This window comes from Haloarcula argentinensis DSM 12282 (genome assembly GCA_000336895.1).
Lineage (GTDB): Archaea > Halobacteriota > Halobacteria > Halobacteriales > Haloarculaceae > Haloarcula > Haloarcula argentinensis.
The window spans coordinates 78,645-94,826 of record AOLX01000026.1; the positions used below are offsets into that span (position 1 = coordinate 78,645).

Genomic DNA, 16,182 nt, shown 5'->3' on the forward strand with positions numbered 1-16,182 from the left:
TCTCTACAGTAAAGACCGACCAGCGATCCACGATGTTAGCGCCTGAAACAGCTCTTCCGTAGGTTTCCCTGATCGCTTGCGCACCCCGAATCAATATCATGGCCTCCGTCGAAGAACGTACTTTTATGTCAACAAACATGCTATGAAGTAGCATGGCACAGCGACAGCCGGTCTCGACCTGTGACCGACCCCTCGACCCGGCTGCAATCGCCGCGCTGGCCGAACGTGTCGGTCTGGTGCTGATCGCCGTGGCACTACCAGTCGCCGTCGGCGCATTCGCCGGATTGACCCTCACTGCCGGGTCGCTCTCGGCCGCGATCGATGCCGCGACCGCCACGCTGAGCGGGCCGCTGACAACAGAGCATAGGCTGTCCTGGCTGTTCTACGTCAGCACGCTCGGGACCGCACTGGGATGCTGGGTTCTCGGACTGGGGCTCCTTCTCGACGGTCTCGATCTGTAGGTCAGCCGTCGCCGTCCGGACGCATCTCCACGCCGCCTTCCAGCGCCTCCTCGTCCGCCGCGTCCACGCGGTTCGAGAGGGTCCGCTGTGGGAACGGGATGGAGATGTCTTCCTCGTCGAAGGTAGCTTTCACACCCCGGACGACTGCCGAGATGGCGCGCCACTTCCGCGGCGGTGTCGGATGATCGATCCAGAACCGGAGTTCCATCACCACGGCAGAGTCTCCGAAGTCCTTCGGGACAACGTCTGGCGTCGGCGAGTCGACGACGTGTTCGATGTCGGCCATCGCCTCACGAGCGAGGTCCATCGCCCGGTCGACATCGGTGTCGTAGTCCACACCGATGTCGACCGTGAGGCGCAACAGCCCCTTGCGGCTGCGGTTCGTCACCGCGCGGTCGCTCACGCGGTCGTTCGGGATGATGACGAACTCGCCGTCGAAGTTCTCCAGCCGCGTGTTGAAGATGGTGATATCCGTCACGATCCCTTCCTGGTCGCCGACGAGCACCCAGTCGCCGATAGTGAACGGGCGGGAAAACATCAGGACGAAGCCGGCGATGAGTGAACCGAGCGTCTGTCTGGCAGCCAGACCGACGACGATACCGAGGAACCCAGCCCCGACGAGCAGGCCGCTGAGGTCGATACCCCAGACGGCGAAGACCGTCGCACCGATAGTGACGAAGACGGTGACCTGCCCCAATCGGAGGAGAATCTCCTCCTGGTGTTCGGTGAAGCCGGTAACAGCCTGACTGAACCGGCCGATCCACCGCTGCATCTGGTCGGACAGGACAAAGGCCAGCATGACGAGAACGATCGTCTGTATCGTCGCCAGTACTGACTGATCGCTCCCGTCGAGGTACGGCCCAACCGTCTGGACGATATCGAGAACGCCCCAGACGATGAGAAACGAGATGACGACGAGAACGACCATCGAGAACTGGGCGATCCGGAGAAACACGCCCCGGATGGTCGTCGGCGTGTAGTCGGCCATGACCTGCAGCCAGTCGCCGGTTCGGTCCGACGTGGTAGACCGAAGCCGGGAGAGGACTGCTGGAACGACGACGACACTGACAAGCAGGACGATCAAGAGGATGAGCGTCGCGACGAGTCGACCTTGCGCCGCGACCAACTGGTCCAGCGACCGCTGTAACACGGTAAAGAGTTCCAGAAGGCCTTCACCGGTATCGTTGGCCGCTGGCGTGGGCGTTGCCGTCCCCTGCACAGCCACCTATCGCCGCCGTAGGAACTTGTGTCTTCGTCTTTGTGCGGCAGTCTGTACGGTGTCTGCTACCGAAAGAAAAGACGACTGGTCGCGGTCCCCGTTAGACGCCGCGGCCCTGCAACTGCTCTTCTTCGTCTAGATCCGCGTTCGCCTGGCCTTTCATCCCCTTGCCGGGGTTCTTCGCGATCTCCTTGAGCTGTTCGGGGTCATCGTAGTTGTTGACCGCTGCGACGACGGATTCGCCCATCGCCTGGGGGTTCTCCGCGCCGAAGATACCCGAACCGACGAAGATGCCGTCACAGCCGTGTTGCATCATCAGTGCGGCGTCGGCGGGCGTCGCGATGCCGCCGGCCGCGAAGTTGACGACCGGCAGCCGGCCGCGGTCCGCCGTCTCGTGGACGAGCCGGCGGGGCGCACCGTGTTCGCGGGCCCACTCGTCGCGCTCCTCGTAGGCCATCCCTTCGAGCTTGCCGATGGAGCGCTGGATGTTCCGCTGGTGCGTGACGGCCTGGTTCACGTCACCAGTACCCGCCTCGCCCTTCGTGCGAATCATCGCTGCGCCCTCGTCGATACGGCGCAGCGCCTCGGCGAGGTTCCGCGCCCCGCAGACGAACGGCGCGGTGAACTCGCGCTTGTCGATGTGATAGCGGTCGTCGGCCTGGGTCAGCACTTCCGATTCGTCGACCATATCCGCGCCAGCGGCTTCCAGAATCTGGGCCTCGGCGGTGTGGCCGATGCGGGCCTTGCCCATCACCGGAATCGAAACTTCCTCGATGATCTCTTCGAGTTTGGTGGGGTCAGCCATTCGGGCGACACCGCCCCGCTTGCGGATGTCGGCCGGGACCGACTCCAAGTGCATCACGGCGACCGCGCCGGCGTCCTCGGCGATTCGGGCTTGCTCACGGTTGACAACGTCCATAATGACGCCGCCCTTCTGCATCTTCGCGAAGCCGCGCTTGACGAGGTCAGTCCCGCGACGGAGGTCCTCGAGGTCGGTCTCTTCAGTCATTACCCAGACTTAGGACTGGATTTACTTAACGCGTGTCCTTTCGAGGGACAGAACGGCGTTTGACCCGCACGCGGGGGACCTGATATCGGACCAGCGACTGCGATATTATCCAGAAGACGGGGCTGAGACCACTACCGTTTTCATCGCGTCTCCCCACTGCATCGACATGGCTCCGGACGAGGGTGTCGGCGGGCGCATCGACGCGGCTGTCGCGCGGGTGTTCAGCCGGCGGCTCCCCGATACCGAGGGACTCCCGCGGTACGTCGCGCCGCTACCAGCGTGGCTGGAGAATGTCGGGCTCAGACTCGCCTGGCCCATCGCGCTCGTCAATCTGGTCGGGACGCTGTTTGGCTTCTGGTACTACGCCGGCCGGCCGCTGAACACAGCGCCGCCGCTCGTGGAGGGCCAACTCGGTGCGGCTCCGCTAGCCGCCTACCCCCTGATTCCGGACTCCCCAGTCGCGACGATGTTCATCGGGCTCTCGCTGGTGGCCTGGCGGCTCGACTGGAATGCCCAGTGGCTCCACATGCTCGGCTTCTTCGGCTGCATCAAGCTCGGCCTCTGGACGCCGTACGTCCAGCTCGCTCTCAATGGTCCCGGCGGGATTCCGCTGTGGCTCTACTGGTTCCTGGTTCTGAGCCATCTGGCGATGGCCGCCGAGGCATTTCTCATCCACCGCTACGCGAGTTTCTCTGTCATGTCCGTCGCCGTTGCAGTGTTCTGGTACGGCTTCAACGACATCGTGGACTACTTCGTCCCGGTTCTCGACGGGCCACACCACACCTGGCTCCGGGCCGAGCCAATTGTCGCTGCCGGCGGGTTCGACCACACGGTGCTCGCCCACGACCTCGCGGCGGGCTGGGCGGTCGTGTTGACGCTCATGGCGACGTTTCTCGCACTTGCGACGCGCATAGAGAAAGTAAAACGACAGGCGTGACCGACGCTGTCCTCCGCCAGTGTTCTGTCGCGTCTTAGGTCGTGAACCCGTCCTCTGCCTCGCGCTCGTCGAGGACCCACTCCAGTTCCTCAATAGCACGCAAGATGGCAACCTCGGCCTCGTCTTCTAGCTCGGTCGACGGCGGGTCGTGCCTGTCGTACTCGTCCTGCAGCGCCTCGATGCGGTCCCGAATCCGCTCCTCTGTTCGCATGGTTCAAATGACCGGACCCGCAGGTCTTGATGCTACTGGTCCCGGCGATAGGTGCGAACACGGTGATTCTGTAACGGCAAAAACGCGCCGAGCTTACCGAACCACGACGACGGCGCTCTCGGTTTCGGTCATCTCGCCCTCGCCGGAGTAGGTCCGGGACTCCTCGACGGTGAACATCTCGTCGTCGAGTTCGACGCCGGCGACCTGCAGCGTGTCGCCGTCGATCTCGTAGTCACCGTCCTCGATAGCGGCGTCGATAGCGCCGACTTCGCTGCCGAACTCGGGACCGACGAGCGAGTAGTCGAGGTCGATACCACTGACCTCCGTCGTGATGTCCGGGGCCTCGTCGTAGGTGTCCAGTTGGGCGACGTGCATCGCCTCGCCGACCGCGTCCTCGAAGCCGGCGATGTGGCCGAACACCTCGACGTGGTCGAGGTCGGCGTTCAGCGGCAGCCCGTTCTCGGTCTTGTACCGCCGGAGCGCGGAGACGACCTCCATCGCCGTCTCGCCCGCTTCGAGGTCGGCATCGTAGCCGCCCGAGGTCGGCCAGTCCGTCGTGTGGATTGAGCTATCTTCCTCATAGCACCGCTCCCACAGCTCCTCCGTGATATGCGGGAGGAACGGTGCGAACAGCTGCAGGAAGGTCCGGTGAGCCTGCAGGAGCGTGAACTCGGTCGACGTATCTTCTCCATCCGAAAGCCGCTGCTTGGCGATTTCGAGGTAGTCGTCACAGAACGTGTTCCAGAAAAAGGACCGGAGTTCGTTCCGGGCCTTCGAGAACTCGTAGTCCTCGAACTTCGTGGTGACTGACTCGACGGTTGCGTCCAGTTCGGCCAGCAGCCACTCGTCGACCGCGGCGAGGTCGTCGGGCTCCTCTGGCTGACTCGCAGGCGTGAGCTGGTCAACCAGCCGCGAGGCGTTCCAGAGCTTCTGGAGGAGCCGCTCGCCTGCTTCGAGGTCCCCCTCCTTGTACGGGAAGTCGTCGCCGATGGAGGTTCCGGCAGCCCAGTAGCGCGTTGCGTCGACCGGGAACTTCTCTAAGACCTCGCTGGGCGGGATGACGTTGCCCTTGGACTTGGACATCGCCTCGCGGTTTTCGTCCAGCACCATCCCGTTGATCATCACGTTCTCGAATGGCACCTCGCCGGTGTGCTCGTAGCACTTGACGACGGTGTGGAACAGCCAGAAGGAGATGATGTCGTGACCCTGCGGACGCAGGTCGAAGGGGTACAGCTCCGGCAGTTCCATGGTGAACGACTCGCTGTCCGCGTCCCAGTCCCAGCCGGCATTCACCAGCGGGGTTAGCGACGAAGTCGCCCACGTGTCGAAGACGTCCTCCTCGGGCGTCAGCGAGTCGTGGCCACACTCGGGACAGCTATCGACCGGCGGGTCGTCCGACAGCGGGTCGACCGGGAGCTGCTCGCGCTCGGCCATCACGGGCTCGCCGCAGTCGTCGCAGTACCACACCGGAATCGGGATACCCGAATCGCGCTGGCGGGAGATACACCAGTCCCATTCGAGCCCCTCGATCCAGTGCTCGTAGCGGGTTGCCATCTTCTCGGGATACCACTCCATCTGGCGGCCAGCCTCGATGTATTCCTCTTTCTTGTCGAGTAGCTCGATGTACCACTGTTCGGTGACGAGGTACTCGACCTCCTCTTCACAGCGCTCGTGGACCTGCACGGTGTGGTCGTGGTCGCGGCTCTCAAGCAGCGAGCCCTCTTCGCGCAGGTCCTCGATGATGGCCTCGCGGGCCTCGGTAGTGTGCATTCCCTCATACTCGCCGGCCACGTCCGTCATCGTCGCCGACTCGTCGATGGCGAGCCGCAGCGGCAGGTCGTGGGCCTGATACCACTCGATGTCGTTCTGGTCGCCGAACGTACAGCACATCACGATGCCGCTGCCGGTCTCCATGTCGACGCGCTCGTCGGCGATAACGGGAACCTCCTGCTCGAAAAGGGGCACCCGCGCACTGCCGCCGACGAGGTGTTGATTCTCGTCGTCGTCGGGATGGACGAAGACGGCGACACACGCCGGCAGTAGCTCGGGCCGGGTCGTCGAAATGGTGAAGGTTGCGTCCTCGTCGGCCGGTCCGTCGCCCGTCTCGACGAGGTCGAAGGCGATGTCGTTGAACAGCGTCGACTTGTCCTTGTCCTCCTGTTCGACCTGTGAGATGGCCGTTTCACAGTCCGGACACCAAATGGTCGGCGCGCGCTGGCGGTACTCCCGACCCTGCTCGTAGAGATCGAGGAACGACAGCTGGGAGACCCGCTGGACATCCGGCGCGATGGTCTTGTAGGTGTTGTCCCAGTCGATGGAGATCGCAAGCGACTGCACGTCCTCGGTGAACTCGTCCTCGAACTGCGTACACACGTCGCGGCACTTCTCCTGGAACTCCCGTCGCGGATAATCCTGATGTCGGATGTCGAGCTCGCGCTCGGTCAGTCGCTCCGAGGCGATGCCGTTGTCGTCGTAGCCGAATGGGAAGTAGACGGTGTCGTCGCGCATCCGGTGGAAGCGAGCGACGAAGTCCTGTAGCGTGAACTGGTAGAGGTGGCCCATGTGGAGGTTCCCCGACACCGTCGGCGGCGGCGTGTCGATGGTGAAGCGGGTATCAGCGTCCTCGTCGTAGGCGTAGGTCTTGTCCGCGACCCACTGGTCCTGCCACTCTGGCTCTACCTCACGAGGGTCGTACTCCCCGTCGAGGGTATTCTCTGATTGGTCTGCGGTCGATTCGTCCTGCGGTGGGTCCTGTGTATCACTCATGTGTCTGAAGCTGAAGCAGTCGTAGAACGGTTCGGTCGCCGAGAGGTGGTGTTAGTGGGGCATAGGAGCCCCTACTACGGGTACGAACGCGGCCGTGAACGTGGCTCGGCGCGTCATCTAAATCGAAGTATACTGGACGAGGCGTTAATGACTTCGGTTTTTGTGTGGTAGTAGATCGGATCGATGCTCTGTCTCGTATCGAGGATTTTATTCAAAATGAAGATGAGTGAATTTACATGCGCAAGAGCTTATTTATATTTGGAATCGCTATTCTGTGCGTCGTGAGCGTCGCCTCGTCCGTCGGTGCGGCACAGGCGCAACAGACTTCCGAAGTCGACACCATACGGATCGAGATCAACCCGGAATCGACAGACACAGTGACGCTCTTTTTCCGTGTCGCTGAGACCGACGACCCGAAGGTACGGGCATCTGAACTCGCCGCTGACGCCGATATACCGGTTTACGATATCAGCGTCACGAAGCAACGGGCAACAGTTACACAATTTGCCAACGGGCAGGTCGTTTCCGGGGGTGATCTCTACCGGACGTCTATCGCGACGAGCGTTGGGAGCCGAACTGGACTGCTCGGCGGACAGATTGAGGGAGAATCACTGGCCAGAATCGCACCGACAGACTCGCCCACATTTGTTGTCGTCGTCACGGACGGCATGTCGGTGACCCCTGGTGAACCGCGCTCGCTGTTTGGAGAGCAGTACGAACTGACGACGGCAGAGATGTCTGTCGGAACAATCAATTACGGCTTTAGCGGTATGACATTGGCAGCACTGGGAACTGTTCTGTGTGGGTCGTTTGGCGGAGCGTACGGACTGATCCGAGTTCTCACGCACCCACGAGAGCGGGGGGATGCGCGGCTGGTCGACTGGGCACACGTGATTCGGAAGACGATGACGGAGGGAAGGCTGTTTGCGCCGATTGTCCCCGCGGCGGCCGGTTTCCTGCTCGGCGCCGTGCCACTCGTCTCGTATGTCGCTAGTGAGGTATTTCCGGCTCTTCCCGCATCGCCATGGGTGACTGTGACACTGTGGTTCGTCGCATTGACTCCATTCGTCTGTGCCACGTGGCTCGGATCGGCACTGGCAGCGAAGCGTTCGTACTACGAACTCATAGCCATCGAATACGACGTACGGAGCGTCCTTGCAGAGTGCGGACGAAGCACCGTGTTTTCGGTCTTCTGGCACTGGGCGGCTGCCGTTGTCATGCTGACGTTCGCATCTCAGATTACACGGCAACCAGTGGTAGGTGCAGTCCTCGTGACACTCCTGCTGATCTTTCGCCAAACTATTGCACTGCTCGTACGGCGTTCGGTCATTGACGGTGAACCGCTCTCTGATGAACTTCGAGACGACATCACCGATTTCGCTGCTCAACAGGGGGTATCGTTGCGGTCAATCCGCCGGCTGGAGACTGGAATCGAGCCGATGGCTAACGCGTTCGCGACCAATCTGCCCAGATATCACGGGATCTGTCTCACTGCTGACCTCATCGACGAACTTCCCCGCAGCGAGTTACGCGCAGTTGTCGCACACGAGCTCGGACATATCGACAACCATCACCACCTCAAGCAATATCTGTTCACTCTCGGGTACTGGTATATAGTATTCACACTCCACACACACGTCTTTCCGAACGCTTTGGTAATTGCGGTCGGTACAGTCGCGTATTTGCAGTTCGCAGCCGGATGGGTCTCACAGCGTCACGAATACGAAGCGGACGAATACGCAGCGACGGTCACCAGCGAGGAAGCTGTCGTCGGCGCACTGGACCGAATCGTTTCCGTCAACAACGTTCCGAAGGACGTGACGATGGGCCACAATCTTACGACCACGCATCCATCCTTCGACGACCGGACTGAGAAACTGCTCGGTGAACAGTCGCCATCACAGGTACCGGACGCTGATCAAAGAGACAGCTGATCGTTCGATAAATGGCCTAGCCCGCTCTCTGTGATAGTCGCACTCAGCACTGAGTCATGTTTGCTCTGCGAGTCCATTCCACAACGAGATCGCGGACCCGCGAGTCAAACGCGATGTCGGATGTATGTAATCCCGGAGAGACGAGAGGGAACCACGAGAGCGAGGTACGGATAAGAATCGCTGTCAGGAATGGGGCTGGCGTTCCTCGTCTGAGTGAGCGCGGACCCACAGCTGTCCGATCCGCGAGAGCGTTGTCCGGTAGGATTTCCCGTGTTCCTCCTGCTCAATGTATCCCTTTCCGCCGGGGCCGAGCCGGTCGACGTTGTAGATGACCTTTGAGCGGAAGGAGTCGGTGTATTCCTCACCCAGATCCCGGGCCAGCTGCTGTGCGAGTTCGGAGACGGACTCGAACTCACCGTGTTCGCCGAGGGTAAAGAGGATGACTTCCTCGAAGGGCTTGACATTCGAGAAGGATGCGACGGGGAGCTCTACCACGTGGGAGCCGTCGATCTCCTTCGCGCCGATGGTCGTCCCGCGCTCGTCGAACTCCGCCAGCAGGTCCCGTGCGGTTTCGAGTCGGTCGTCGACTCGTTCGTCGACATCCTCGCCCGTGCGCATGTCCTCCAGCATGTCGATCTGCTTGCGCAGTTCTTCGGCGAGTTCTGTCTCCAAGTACTTCTCGGGGACCGTGTAGTAGGTGTGGATGCGGTCCCGGTCACCCTCGCGCTCGACCATGATCGAGTGGGCCGCGGTCGCAAAGGCAAAGGAGACAGTCCGGGGCATCGCGGAGACATTGACCCACACCTCGCTGCCCGCGTCGAGTTCGGCGTTGATGAGTTCGAATGCCTGCTCGAAGGCCTCATCGTAGTCGTACACGTCGGCAACGACGAACCGTTCGGTTTCGGCCCCGAGCAGGTTCTGGTAGTCCTTTTCCAGCTTCTCGGCGAGGTTGCGAGAGTACTCGACGTTGGCTTCGCTGCCGACCGCCCCCTCAAGTAGGATGACGCGGTCAACGTCGAGTTGCTCGCGCACCAGCGGCGCGATGAGCCGGTCGTAGTCGAACCCGACCGGGACGATGTGGGTCTGCATACCCAGAACAACGGTATGGTGTTTAAATAAAACACCAGTTTCGTTACCGGTGTTTGTGACCTGCCCCTCTCGGGCTTCTATGAACCTGTAGGGGAAATCACCATTCCGCCCTTTCTCCGATTCCGAAGTGAGTACGTGGGTTAGATCCCGCTAATGGGGTTATTTGATGGGTTTTGGAGAAAGTTCGTTTTCCTGTTACCCAACAGAAGCCCATTCTATGATTTATCTTCGGTAATTCGTGTGGTTCTGAGACCCGAGTGCGAAAGAGAATTGCCACTGGAGTGCCGACAGCAGTCATACAATCGCCGAGGGGATTCGTGAGGTAGATTGGACACCTCTGCTGTGCCCGCTTGTGACTCACCCACGGTGGTCAAGAACGGTCGTATCTCAGGGGCGACCGCAGGTCGTGGGCCAGGCGAGGCAATTCGCTGGTAGCTAGTGTGGCACGGGGGATACCGCAGGAATTAGTGCCTCAGAGCGCACTACTTTTTACATGTACTCCTGAAGAGTGAGTATGCTCCCCGAGCGATATAATATAAGTAATATACAACGAATTTTCGATAATCCGTCACTTGTCAGACGAGAACTTGGACGTCTGGTTTCAAAATTTATATTCCCTATAAATAACCGCTTGTTTGAAAGGAAGTACGGGAATGGAATTGATGTAATGTCTAAAGACTGGGATAACTTGATTATCCTTGATGCGTGCCGATATGATTATTTCTCAGAACAAAATACGATCCCAGGTTCGCTGGATCGAGTTCTCTCCAAAGGAGCACACAGTTGGGAATTTATGAGGGGAAATTTCGCCGGTGAGTCGCTTCATGATACGGTTTACGTAACGGGGAATCCACACACACCAAAGTTACCTGATAATACATTCCACCATATTGATATGCTACATAACCCATCTAAGCCCGAAAGTACGGTAGAAAGGGCGATCAACGCTCATGAGGAATATCCTGACAAGCGTCTCATAGTCCACATTATGTCACCTCATGCACCTCATCTTGGGAAAACTGCCAAGAAACTTAGAGAGCGAAATTCTGCGCTGAATATGTCAGAAAATGACGGCGGAATCAACATATGGAAAGCAGTAATAGAAAAACAAGTTACACGAAAAGAACTTTGTCAGGCATATCAAGAGTCGGTTGACATTGCCTTAGAATGTGCTGAAACACTAACTAAGGAACTTAACGGTAAATCAGTTATAACCTCAGACCATGGCGAAATGCTTGGCGAAAAGACGTTTCCATTAACCCATCGTCAATACTCCCACCCACATAATTTCGGTACTTCCCGAGCGGTGTAACCAGCTGAATTGAATCGACGAACTGACCACACGAAAGTGTCTGGATCTGGATGTGTTCAAGATCCCCGATCCAGACGGTTACCTTTCGGCGTCGGACGTAAAAGACGTAGCGGAAGCAATCATTACCCCGCTTCCATTGCCGGGCGTCGAGGGGAGCCCCCTCGACCCCGGCGACATCTGGCTCGTTGTCATCCTAGCCTGCACTAATCAGAACTCAATTTGGGACACCTGCAACGATACCGACGGTACACCGTGTGACGACACCGTTCTCACGTGGCTCCACACAATCAACCGCCAGTGGCTTGAGGTCGTTGCCAACCTTCTGCTTGGACGTCTTGCCATGACGATTCTCGACCCTGACCGGTCGAGAATCGTCTCTATCGACTTCATCGATAACCCCTATCACGGCAAGCACTACGCCGACGAAGGCGAACTCTGTTCGATGGCTCCCAAAGACGGAACAACGACCTGCCACCGCTACTGTACGGCGTACGTCGTCTCGAATGGGAAGCCGGTGACGTTGGCAATGACCTACGTCCGCAACGACGAAGACGAGGCCGACGCGGTCGAGCGCGTGCTCGCCCGCGTCGAGAACTATCCCTTCGATATCGAGCTTCTGCTTGCCGACAGCGGTTTCTACAACGAGCGCGTCATCCGCCGTGCTCGTGATATCGCCGCAACGGTCGTTCACGTACCCAAGAAGGGTGAGCGGATGAAGAACAAACTCGACGTACACAAGTCGTACATGACGACCTATCGTATGTACAAGGGTAGCGAGCGGGAACTGCGCTTCCCGCTCGCGGTCACTGTCTCCTACCAGAACGGAGATCGGGGCAAGCACGGCGAAGTTGTTCGTGGCTACGTCGCCTGCGGCGTTACTGATCGATCAGCAAAGCAGGTCGAACGCCTCTACAGAAAACGTTCAGGCATCGAAACGACCTATCGCTTGCTGCGGCAAGCACGCGGGATCACGACGACACGTGATCCCGTCGTGCGGTTTGCGATCATGCTCGTAGCAGCACTGCTGGAGAACCTGTGGCTGGTGCTGCGGTGGGCGGTCGTCGCCCGCCCGCAACGGGGCGGGCGCGACCTGCCCGAAGAGTTCACGTTCAAGACGTTCTGTGACTGGATTCGTCATGAGCTGGAAGAGGAGTTACGCCGCCGGTGGAAGATCAAGGCGAACGGGGTTGGTGTATCGGCGTCACAGGCAACGGCCGCGGGCTGACCGGGGTCAGCCCACGGCCTGCCCACTCGGCGGTGAGCAACAGCTTTCGTCAGATACCGCCGAGATTCGGTTGCTATCGTCTGTTCGGAGCGGTGGATTGGACTTGCCTCGACCTACTCGGCGGTAGCAGTCGAGACTGATCGTCAAATCATATAGAAAGTGACTATTTCGTGGCATTCAGGCAGCGTTCCCTCGACTCGTTTGGGAAGTACCGAATTTGTACACCAGTGATTTACGATTTGTTCCTTGGCTTGAGGTGGAAGAAATTTCAGAAGATCGACGTGAAGTGGTCAGCGAACCACCTACGGAGTTCAATAGGCCAGATAAGGAGACTGTTGACGATCGTCTTGAAGCATTAGGTTACAAATCGTAAAATATTCGATAGCGAATGCTTTTGCAGAAGTCTACCGACAGTCCTCGATCCCCTGCATTATGATGTGTACCTAATCCAGCAACTTCTCATTTTTAAAGGCGTGAGTTCCGCCTACTTCATCCAGTTCGACAAACCCGGCGGAGAGTATCTTATCGACATATTCTTTTTCACTAAATCCCTCAAATGGGTGAAATTCGATAATTGCAAAAGGAACAGACTCAGAAATAACGCCGATTTCTTCATCAATCATTCTGAATTCTCCTCCTTCCATGTCAGATATCAATACGAATTCTTCCAACTCATACTCAGAACATATTCTTGATATGCTGACCCCTTGAACACTAACTTTTTTACTCGACATTTTCTTTTCTGTGCTTCCAGAAGAAAATTTACTGTCCAAGCTCAATTCCACGTCCTCGCCATGTGGAGAGTATGCGCCTTCTAGCAAAAAATAGTCACACCCATTTAGACTCCTTGTCGTTTTATTACAATTAACGTTCTCCGGATTTGGTTCTACAACAACCTGTATCTCGCCTTCGCTGAGTTTGTTATTAATATAGGCAGAAATATACCCGATTCCGCCACCGAACTCAATTACCGAATAGTCCACTGGAAGGTACTTATCGATGAGGGTCTTTTCTCTTATAGAGTGTTCATTGCGGAAATAATACGTAAAAAAACGGGCTTTATTTTTGGTTCTTATCGCCCCACAGTTTGTATCTATTTTTATGCCGTTGTAATTAACCGGATTTAAGAAATTCTCAACAGCATAGCCAGACCCCATTTGATATATATCTATTATTTCATTCTTGATTGAGTTTAATAGCGTTTCCTGCGACATACGATATAAAGTGTTAGAAGTGAACATACATAATCATATGCTTAAAATTCTGCCAGCAAATTAAAAGAATAGTTGACATGTTTCCAGAACTTGTCGGTACCTGTGACCCTCTCTGTAGGCCCGATTATAGGATCGAAACATTCTCAAAAGATTCGTGCCGTGTATCTATGATCTAAATATGTTGATTAGGGTATTCCCTCTCACAAGTCGCTAATCGAATTTGCGATTGCCAAATCTTTCTCCTGCTCGGACTATTACATCGTTTTCATCGCTATCGACAGGTATGTCCGGGCAAGCCGGGCATGGCTACCCAAGAAGAGGGTCACTTTGATTTCGTTCTGGCTCCCTCAAGATATCCTGACCCTGTTCAGGTCTTGTACGTGATACTCCTTGAACCACAGCAGGTCACGTCCCGAGAGCGAATTCAGGTCCTCTACGTCTCCCGCATCGCACCACTCTACAAACTTTTCGAGTTCGTATCGGTAGGTGTCGATGGTCGGGTCAGCTAACTCGGTCCGTTGGCCGCGAAAGTAGGGGAGCCACCTCGTCTAGTGCAATGGGTTCGAGCATGGACTCGGTCACTCGTGAAAACCTCCGAAAGCCCGAAAGAGGCCGTGAGCGACTCAGGGTTCCATAACCCAGTCGTAGTCGAACCCGACTGGGACGATGTGGGTCTGCATACGTGAATGACTGGGACGGTGATTATAAAAAGAACCAGACTCGGGCCGCTGAGCGGTCGGGGCCGACGTTACTCGCAGGTCTCGTGGACGATAGCGCCGTCGTCGTTCGGCCCACGGCGCTCACCGGGAACGATAGGGTCCTCACAGACGGCACAGGTCAGCTCGCCGCTGGCGTGACCGTTCGCGGTTTCGGTGTCGTCAGCGGAGGTAAAGTCGACGCTCACGTCCGTCGACTCGTCGGCTGCCGACTCGTCGTCCATATCCGGCGCGAACACGTCGTCGTCTTCACTGGCCGTCGTATCGATATCGAAGGTGTCGTTGAATCCACAGTAGCCCGTCGAAGCGTTGAATCCCAGGCCGAGCGCGCCGATGCCGGCGAGCAGGCCGCGCTTGCGCTTCCCGCTCCGAAGCCAGCGCAGGGAGACGATTGTCAGGACGACTGCCAGCACCGCTCGAATGAGGCGGTCGCGACCGCCGACGTTCTTATCGGAGTCCATACCTGCACATTGGGCTGGATGCTTTTGTAGGTTTACATGTCCGCCGGTGGCCGCTGTCCGGTGGTTGTCGCGGTGAACGGTCAGCACGGACCGACGGCGTTTCAGTCGCTTTCGATGCCGGTGACGGCGTAGGCGGTGCGGTTCTCGGTCGCAGCGGGGGCAGTCACCAGCGAGATGGCGACCGTCAGCACGAGGCCAACCAGGATGCCGACGATGCCGGGCGTCCAGCCCAGGTACGCCGTCGGCAGGGCGACGTCAAGGCCGACAAGTCTGCCAAGTGTCGAGAGGATCGGGAAGACGTGCAGGCCATAGAACACCTGGCTGCCGATCACGCCGGCGTACATCCCCGAACGCGTCGTTCCCTGCCAGTACAGCGCAAGTGCGACAGGAATCGTAAGCTGTGCGAAGCCGCTGAAGGCCGTGTCGCCGATCTGGACCAGCGTTCCCGGCGTGTAGAGACTCGCAACGAACGAGAGGGTAGCAAAGATGACGACGCCGACGCGGGCGACGAGCGCCTCGCGGCGGTCGGTCGCTTCGTCGCTAGCATCGCTGCGGCCAGTCAGCGGCCGGTAGAGGTCCCGCGTGAGGTACGACGAGCCCGACAGCAGCATCGAGTCACTGGAGGACATCATCGCGGCCATCGCGCCGGCGATGACCAGCGCAGTGAACCACGTCGGCGTGTACTCGCCCAGCAGCGCCGGGATGACGTTGCCACCCTCCGGGACGGTGACGCCGAGTCCCGCGGCCCACGCGCCCAGCATGAACGCCGGAACGAACAGGAGCAGGACCAGCACCGGCCAGAGTGCAAACGTGCGCTTGAGCACTTTCTTCGAGCCGGCGGCGAAGAAGCGCTGATTGATCTGTGGGAACATTGTCACGCCGAAGGCGATGCTGACCGCGGTGGAGATGATGTACTGGGGCGTGTAGAGTCCGCCACCAAGGCCGACGAAGGCGGGCTCTTCGGACGCCAACAGGGCCGTTGCCTCGCCAGCGCCGCCAACGGCAGAGAGGACCCAGGCGACGGCGACCCAGATTAGCGAGAGCATGAACAGGCCCTGGAGCGTGTCGGTCCAGGCGACGCCGCGCATCCCCGAGAGCGCGACGTAGAGAATCATAAACAGCGTGATGCCGCCGGCCCCGACCCAGAACCGGACCGCACCGTTCGTGAGGCCGACGATGGCCTGGCCGGCCCCCTTCTGCTGGAGCATCACGTACGGGAACAGCCAGACCAGGCTCACGCCGGCGACGACGACCCGCAGCGCCGTCGACCCGAATCGGTCGCCCAGCATTTCACCAAGCGTCACGTAGCCGTGGCGCTTGCCGACCAGCCACTGCTTGTACCCCAGCACGTACCAGAGGACAGCAAAAATAACGCCGTCCATGAGCCCCATCACGAGAATCCATTCGGGGCCGGCGCTGAACGCGAGGTTCGGGCCGCCGAAGAACGTAAACGCCGACAGTAGCGTCGCGAAGGTCGTAAACAGCAGGACGACCGTGCCGAGCGTCCGGCTAGCGAGGTAGTAGTCCTCGGCGGTCCGGTCGGTGAGGCGGTAGGCGACAGCACCCACCGCGAGTGCGACGATCATGTACGCGCCGACGATACCCAGTTGGAGTGCGGTGTCAGCCAT

The 16,182-nt window shown here is 58.7% G+C and carries 13 protein-coding genes; 5 read left to right on the forward strand and 8 right to left on the reverse strand.

Features of this window, described 5'->3' with window-relative positions; translation table 11 throughout:
• Window positions 1-152: 152 nt before the first annotated feature.
• The gene (locus tag C443_RS16915) at window positions 153-461 is read left to right on the forward strand and encodes a hypothetical protein (protein ID WP_005537899.1); all 309 of its coding nucleotides are present in this window, start codon (window positions 153-155) and stop codon (window positions 459-461) included.
• A gap of 1 nt (window position 462) precedes the next feature.
• On the opposite strand, the gene C443_RS16920 is transcribed toward C443_RS16915, so the two are convergent.
• The gene (locus C443_RS16920) at window positions 463-1,686 is read right to left on the reverse strand and encodes a mechanosensitive ion channel family protein (RefSeq protein WP_049944114.1); all 1,224 of its coding nucleotides are present in this window, start codon (window positions 1,684-1,686) and stop codon (window positions 463-465) included.
• A 94-nt stretch (window positions 1,687-1,780) separates the two neighbouring features.
• Window positions 1,781-2,689 (reverse strand): pyridoxal 5'-phosphate synthase lyase subunit PdxS, encoded by a 909-nt coding sequence (gene pdxS / locus C443_RS16925; RefSeq protein ID WP_005537902.1) that lies wholly within the window; start codon window positions 2,687-2,689, stop codon window positions 1,781-1,783.
• Between the two features lie 166 nt (window positions 2,690-2,855).
• On the opposite strand from pdxS, the gene C443_RS16930 reads away from it, so the two are divergent.
• Window positions 2,856-3,626: a DUF1405 domain-containing protein gene (locus C443_RS16930; protein WP_005537903.1), complete on the forward strand. Its 771-nt coding sequence runs from the start codon at window positions 2,856-2,858 to the stop codon at window positions 3,624-3,626.
• 34 nt (window positions 3,627-3,660) lie between these two features.
• On the opposite strand, the gene C443_RS21830 is transcribed toward C443_RS16930, so the two are convergent.
• Entirely contained in the window at window positions 3,661-3,837 is a 177-nt protein-coding gene (locus C443_RS21830; RefSeq protein WP_005537904.1) for a hypothetical protein, read from the reverse strand.
• A 93-nt stretch (window positions 3,838-3,930) separates the two neighbouring features.
• Window positions 3,931-6,603, reverse strand: coding sequence for a valine--tRNA ligase (locus C443_RS16935; RefSeq protein ID WP_005537905.1), 2,673 nt, complete (start codon window positions 6,601-6,603; stop codon window positions 3,931-3,933).
• Between the two features lie 281 nt (window positions 6,604-6,884).
• Here C443_RS16935 and C443_RS16940 point away from each other — a divergent pair, with 281 nt between their 5' ends.
• Window positions 6,885-8,537 (forward strand): M48 family metallopeptidase, encoded by a 1,653-nt coding sequence (locus C443_RS16940; RefSeq protein ID WP_005537906.1) that lies wholly within the window; start codon window positions 6,885-6,887, stop codon window positions 8,535-8,537.
• Between the two features lie 183 nt (window positions 8,538-8,720).
• Here C443_RS16940 and C443_RS16945 read toward each other — a convergent pair whose 3' ends face one another.
• The gene (locus C443_RS16945; protein ID WP_005537907.1) at window positions 8,721-9,626 is read right to left on the reverse strand and encodes an HFX_2341 family transcriptional regulator; all 906 of its coding nucleotides are present in this window, start codon (window positions 9,624-9,626) and stop codon (window positions 8,721-8,723) included.
• Window positions 9,627-10,140: 514 nt separating this feature from the next.
• Here C443_RS16945 and C443_RS21295 point away from each other — a divergent pair.
• Window positions 10,141-10,938 (forward strand): hypothetical protein, encoded by a 798-nt coding sequence (locus C443_RS21295; protein WP_152423058.1) that lies wholly within the window; start codon window positions 10,141-10,143, stop codon window positions 10,936-10,938.
• Between the two features lie 52 nt (window positions 10,939-10,990).
• Window positions 10,991-12,163: an ISH3 family transposase gene (locus tag C443_RS16950; protein WP_005537908.1), complete on the forward strand. Its 1,173-nt coding sequence runs from the start codon at window positions 10,991-10,993 to the stop codon at window positions 12,161-12,163.
• A 443-nt stretch (window positions 12,164-12,606) separates the two neighbouring features.
• On the opposite strand, the gene C443_RS16955 is transcribed toward C443_RS16950, so the two are convergent.
• The 3 genes from C443_RS16955 to C443_RS16970 all read right to left on the reverse strand — a co-directional run bounded on the left by C443_RS16955 (window position 12,607) and on the right by C443_RS16970 (window position 16,182).
• Entirely contained in the window at window positions 12,607-13,377 is a 771-nt protein-coding gene (locus tag C443_RS16955; protein ID WP_005537909.1) for an FkbM family methyltransferase, read from the reverse strand.
• Between the two features lie 748 nt (window positions 13,378-14,125).
• Complete coding sequence (locus tag C443_RS16965; protein WP_005537911.1) at window positions 14,126-14,554, reverse strand: YgaP family membrane protein; 429 nt, start codon at window positions 14,552-14,554, stop codon at window positions 14,126-14,128.
• A 101-nt stretch (window positions 14,555-14,655) separates the two neighbouring features.
• Complete coding sequence (locus tag C443_RS16970) at window positions 14,656-16,182, reverse strand: sodium:solute symporter family protein (protein WP_005537912.1); 1,527 nt, start codon at window positions 16,180-16,182, stop codon at window positions 14,656-14,658.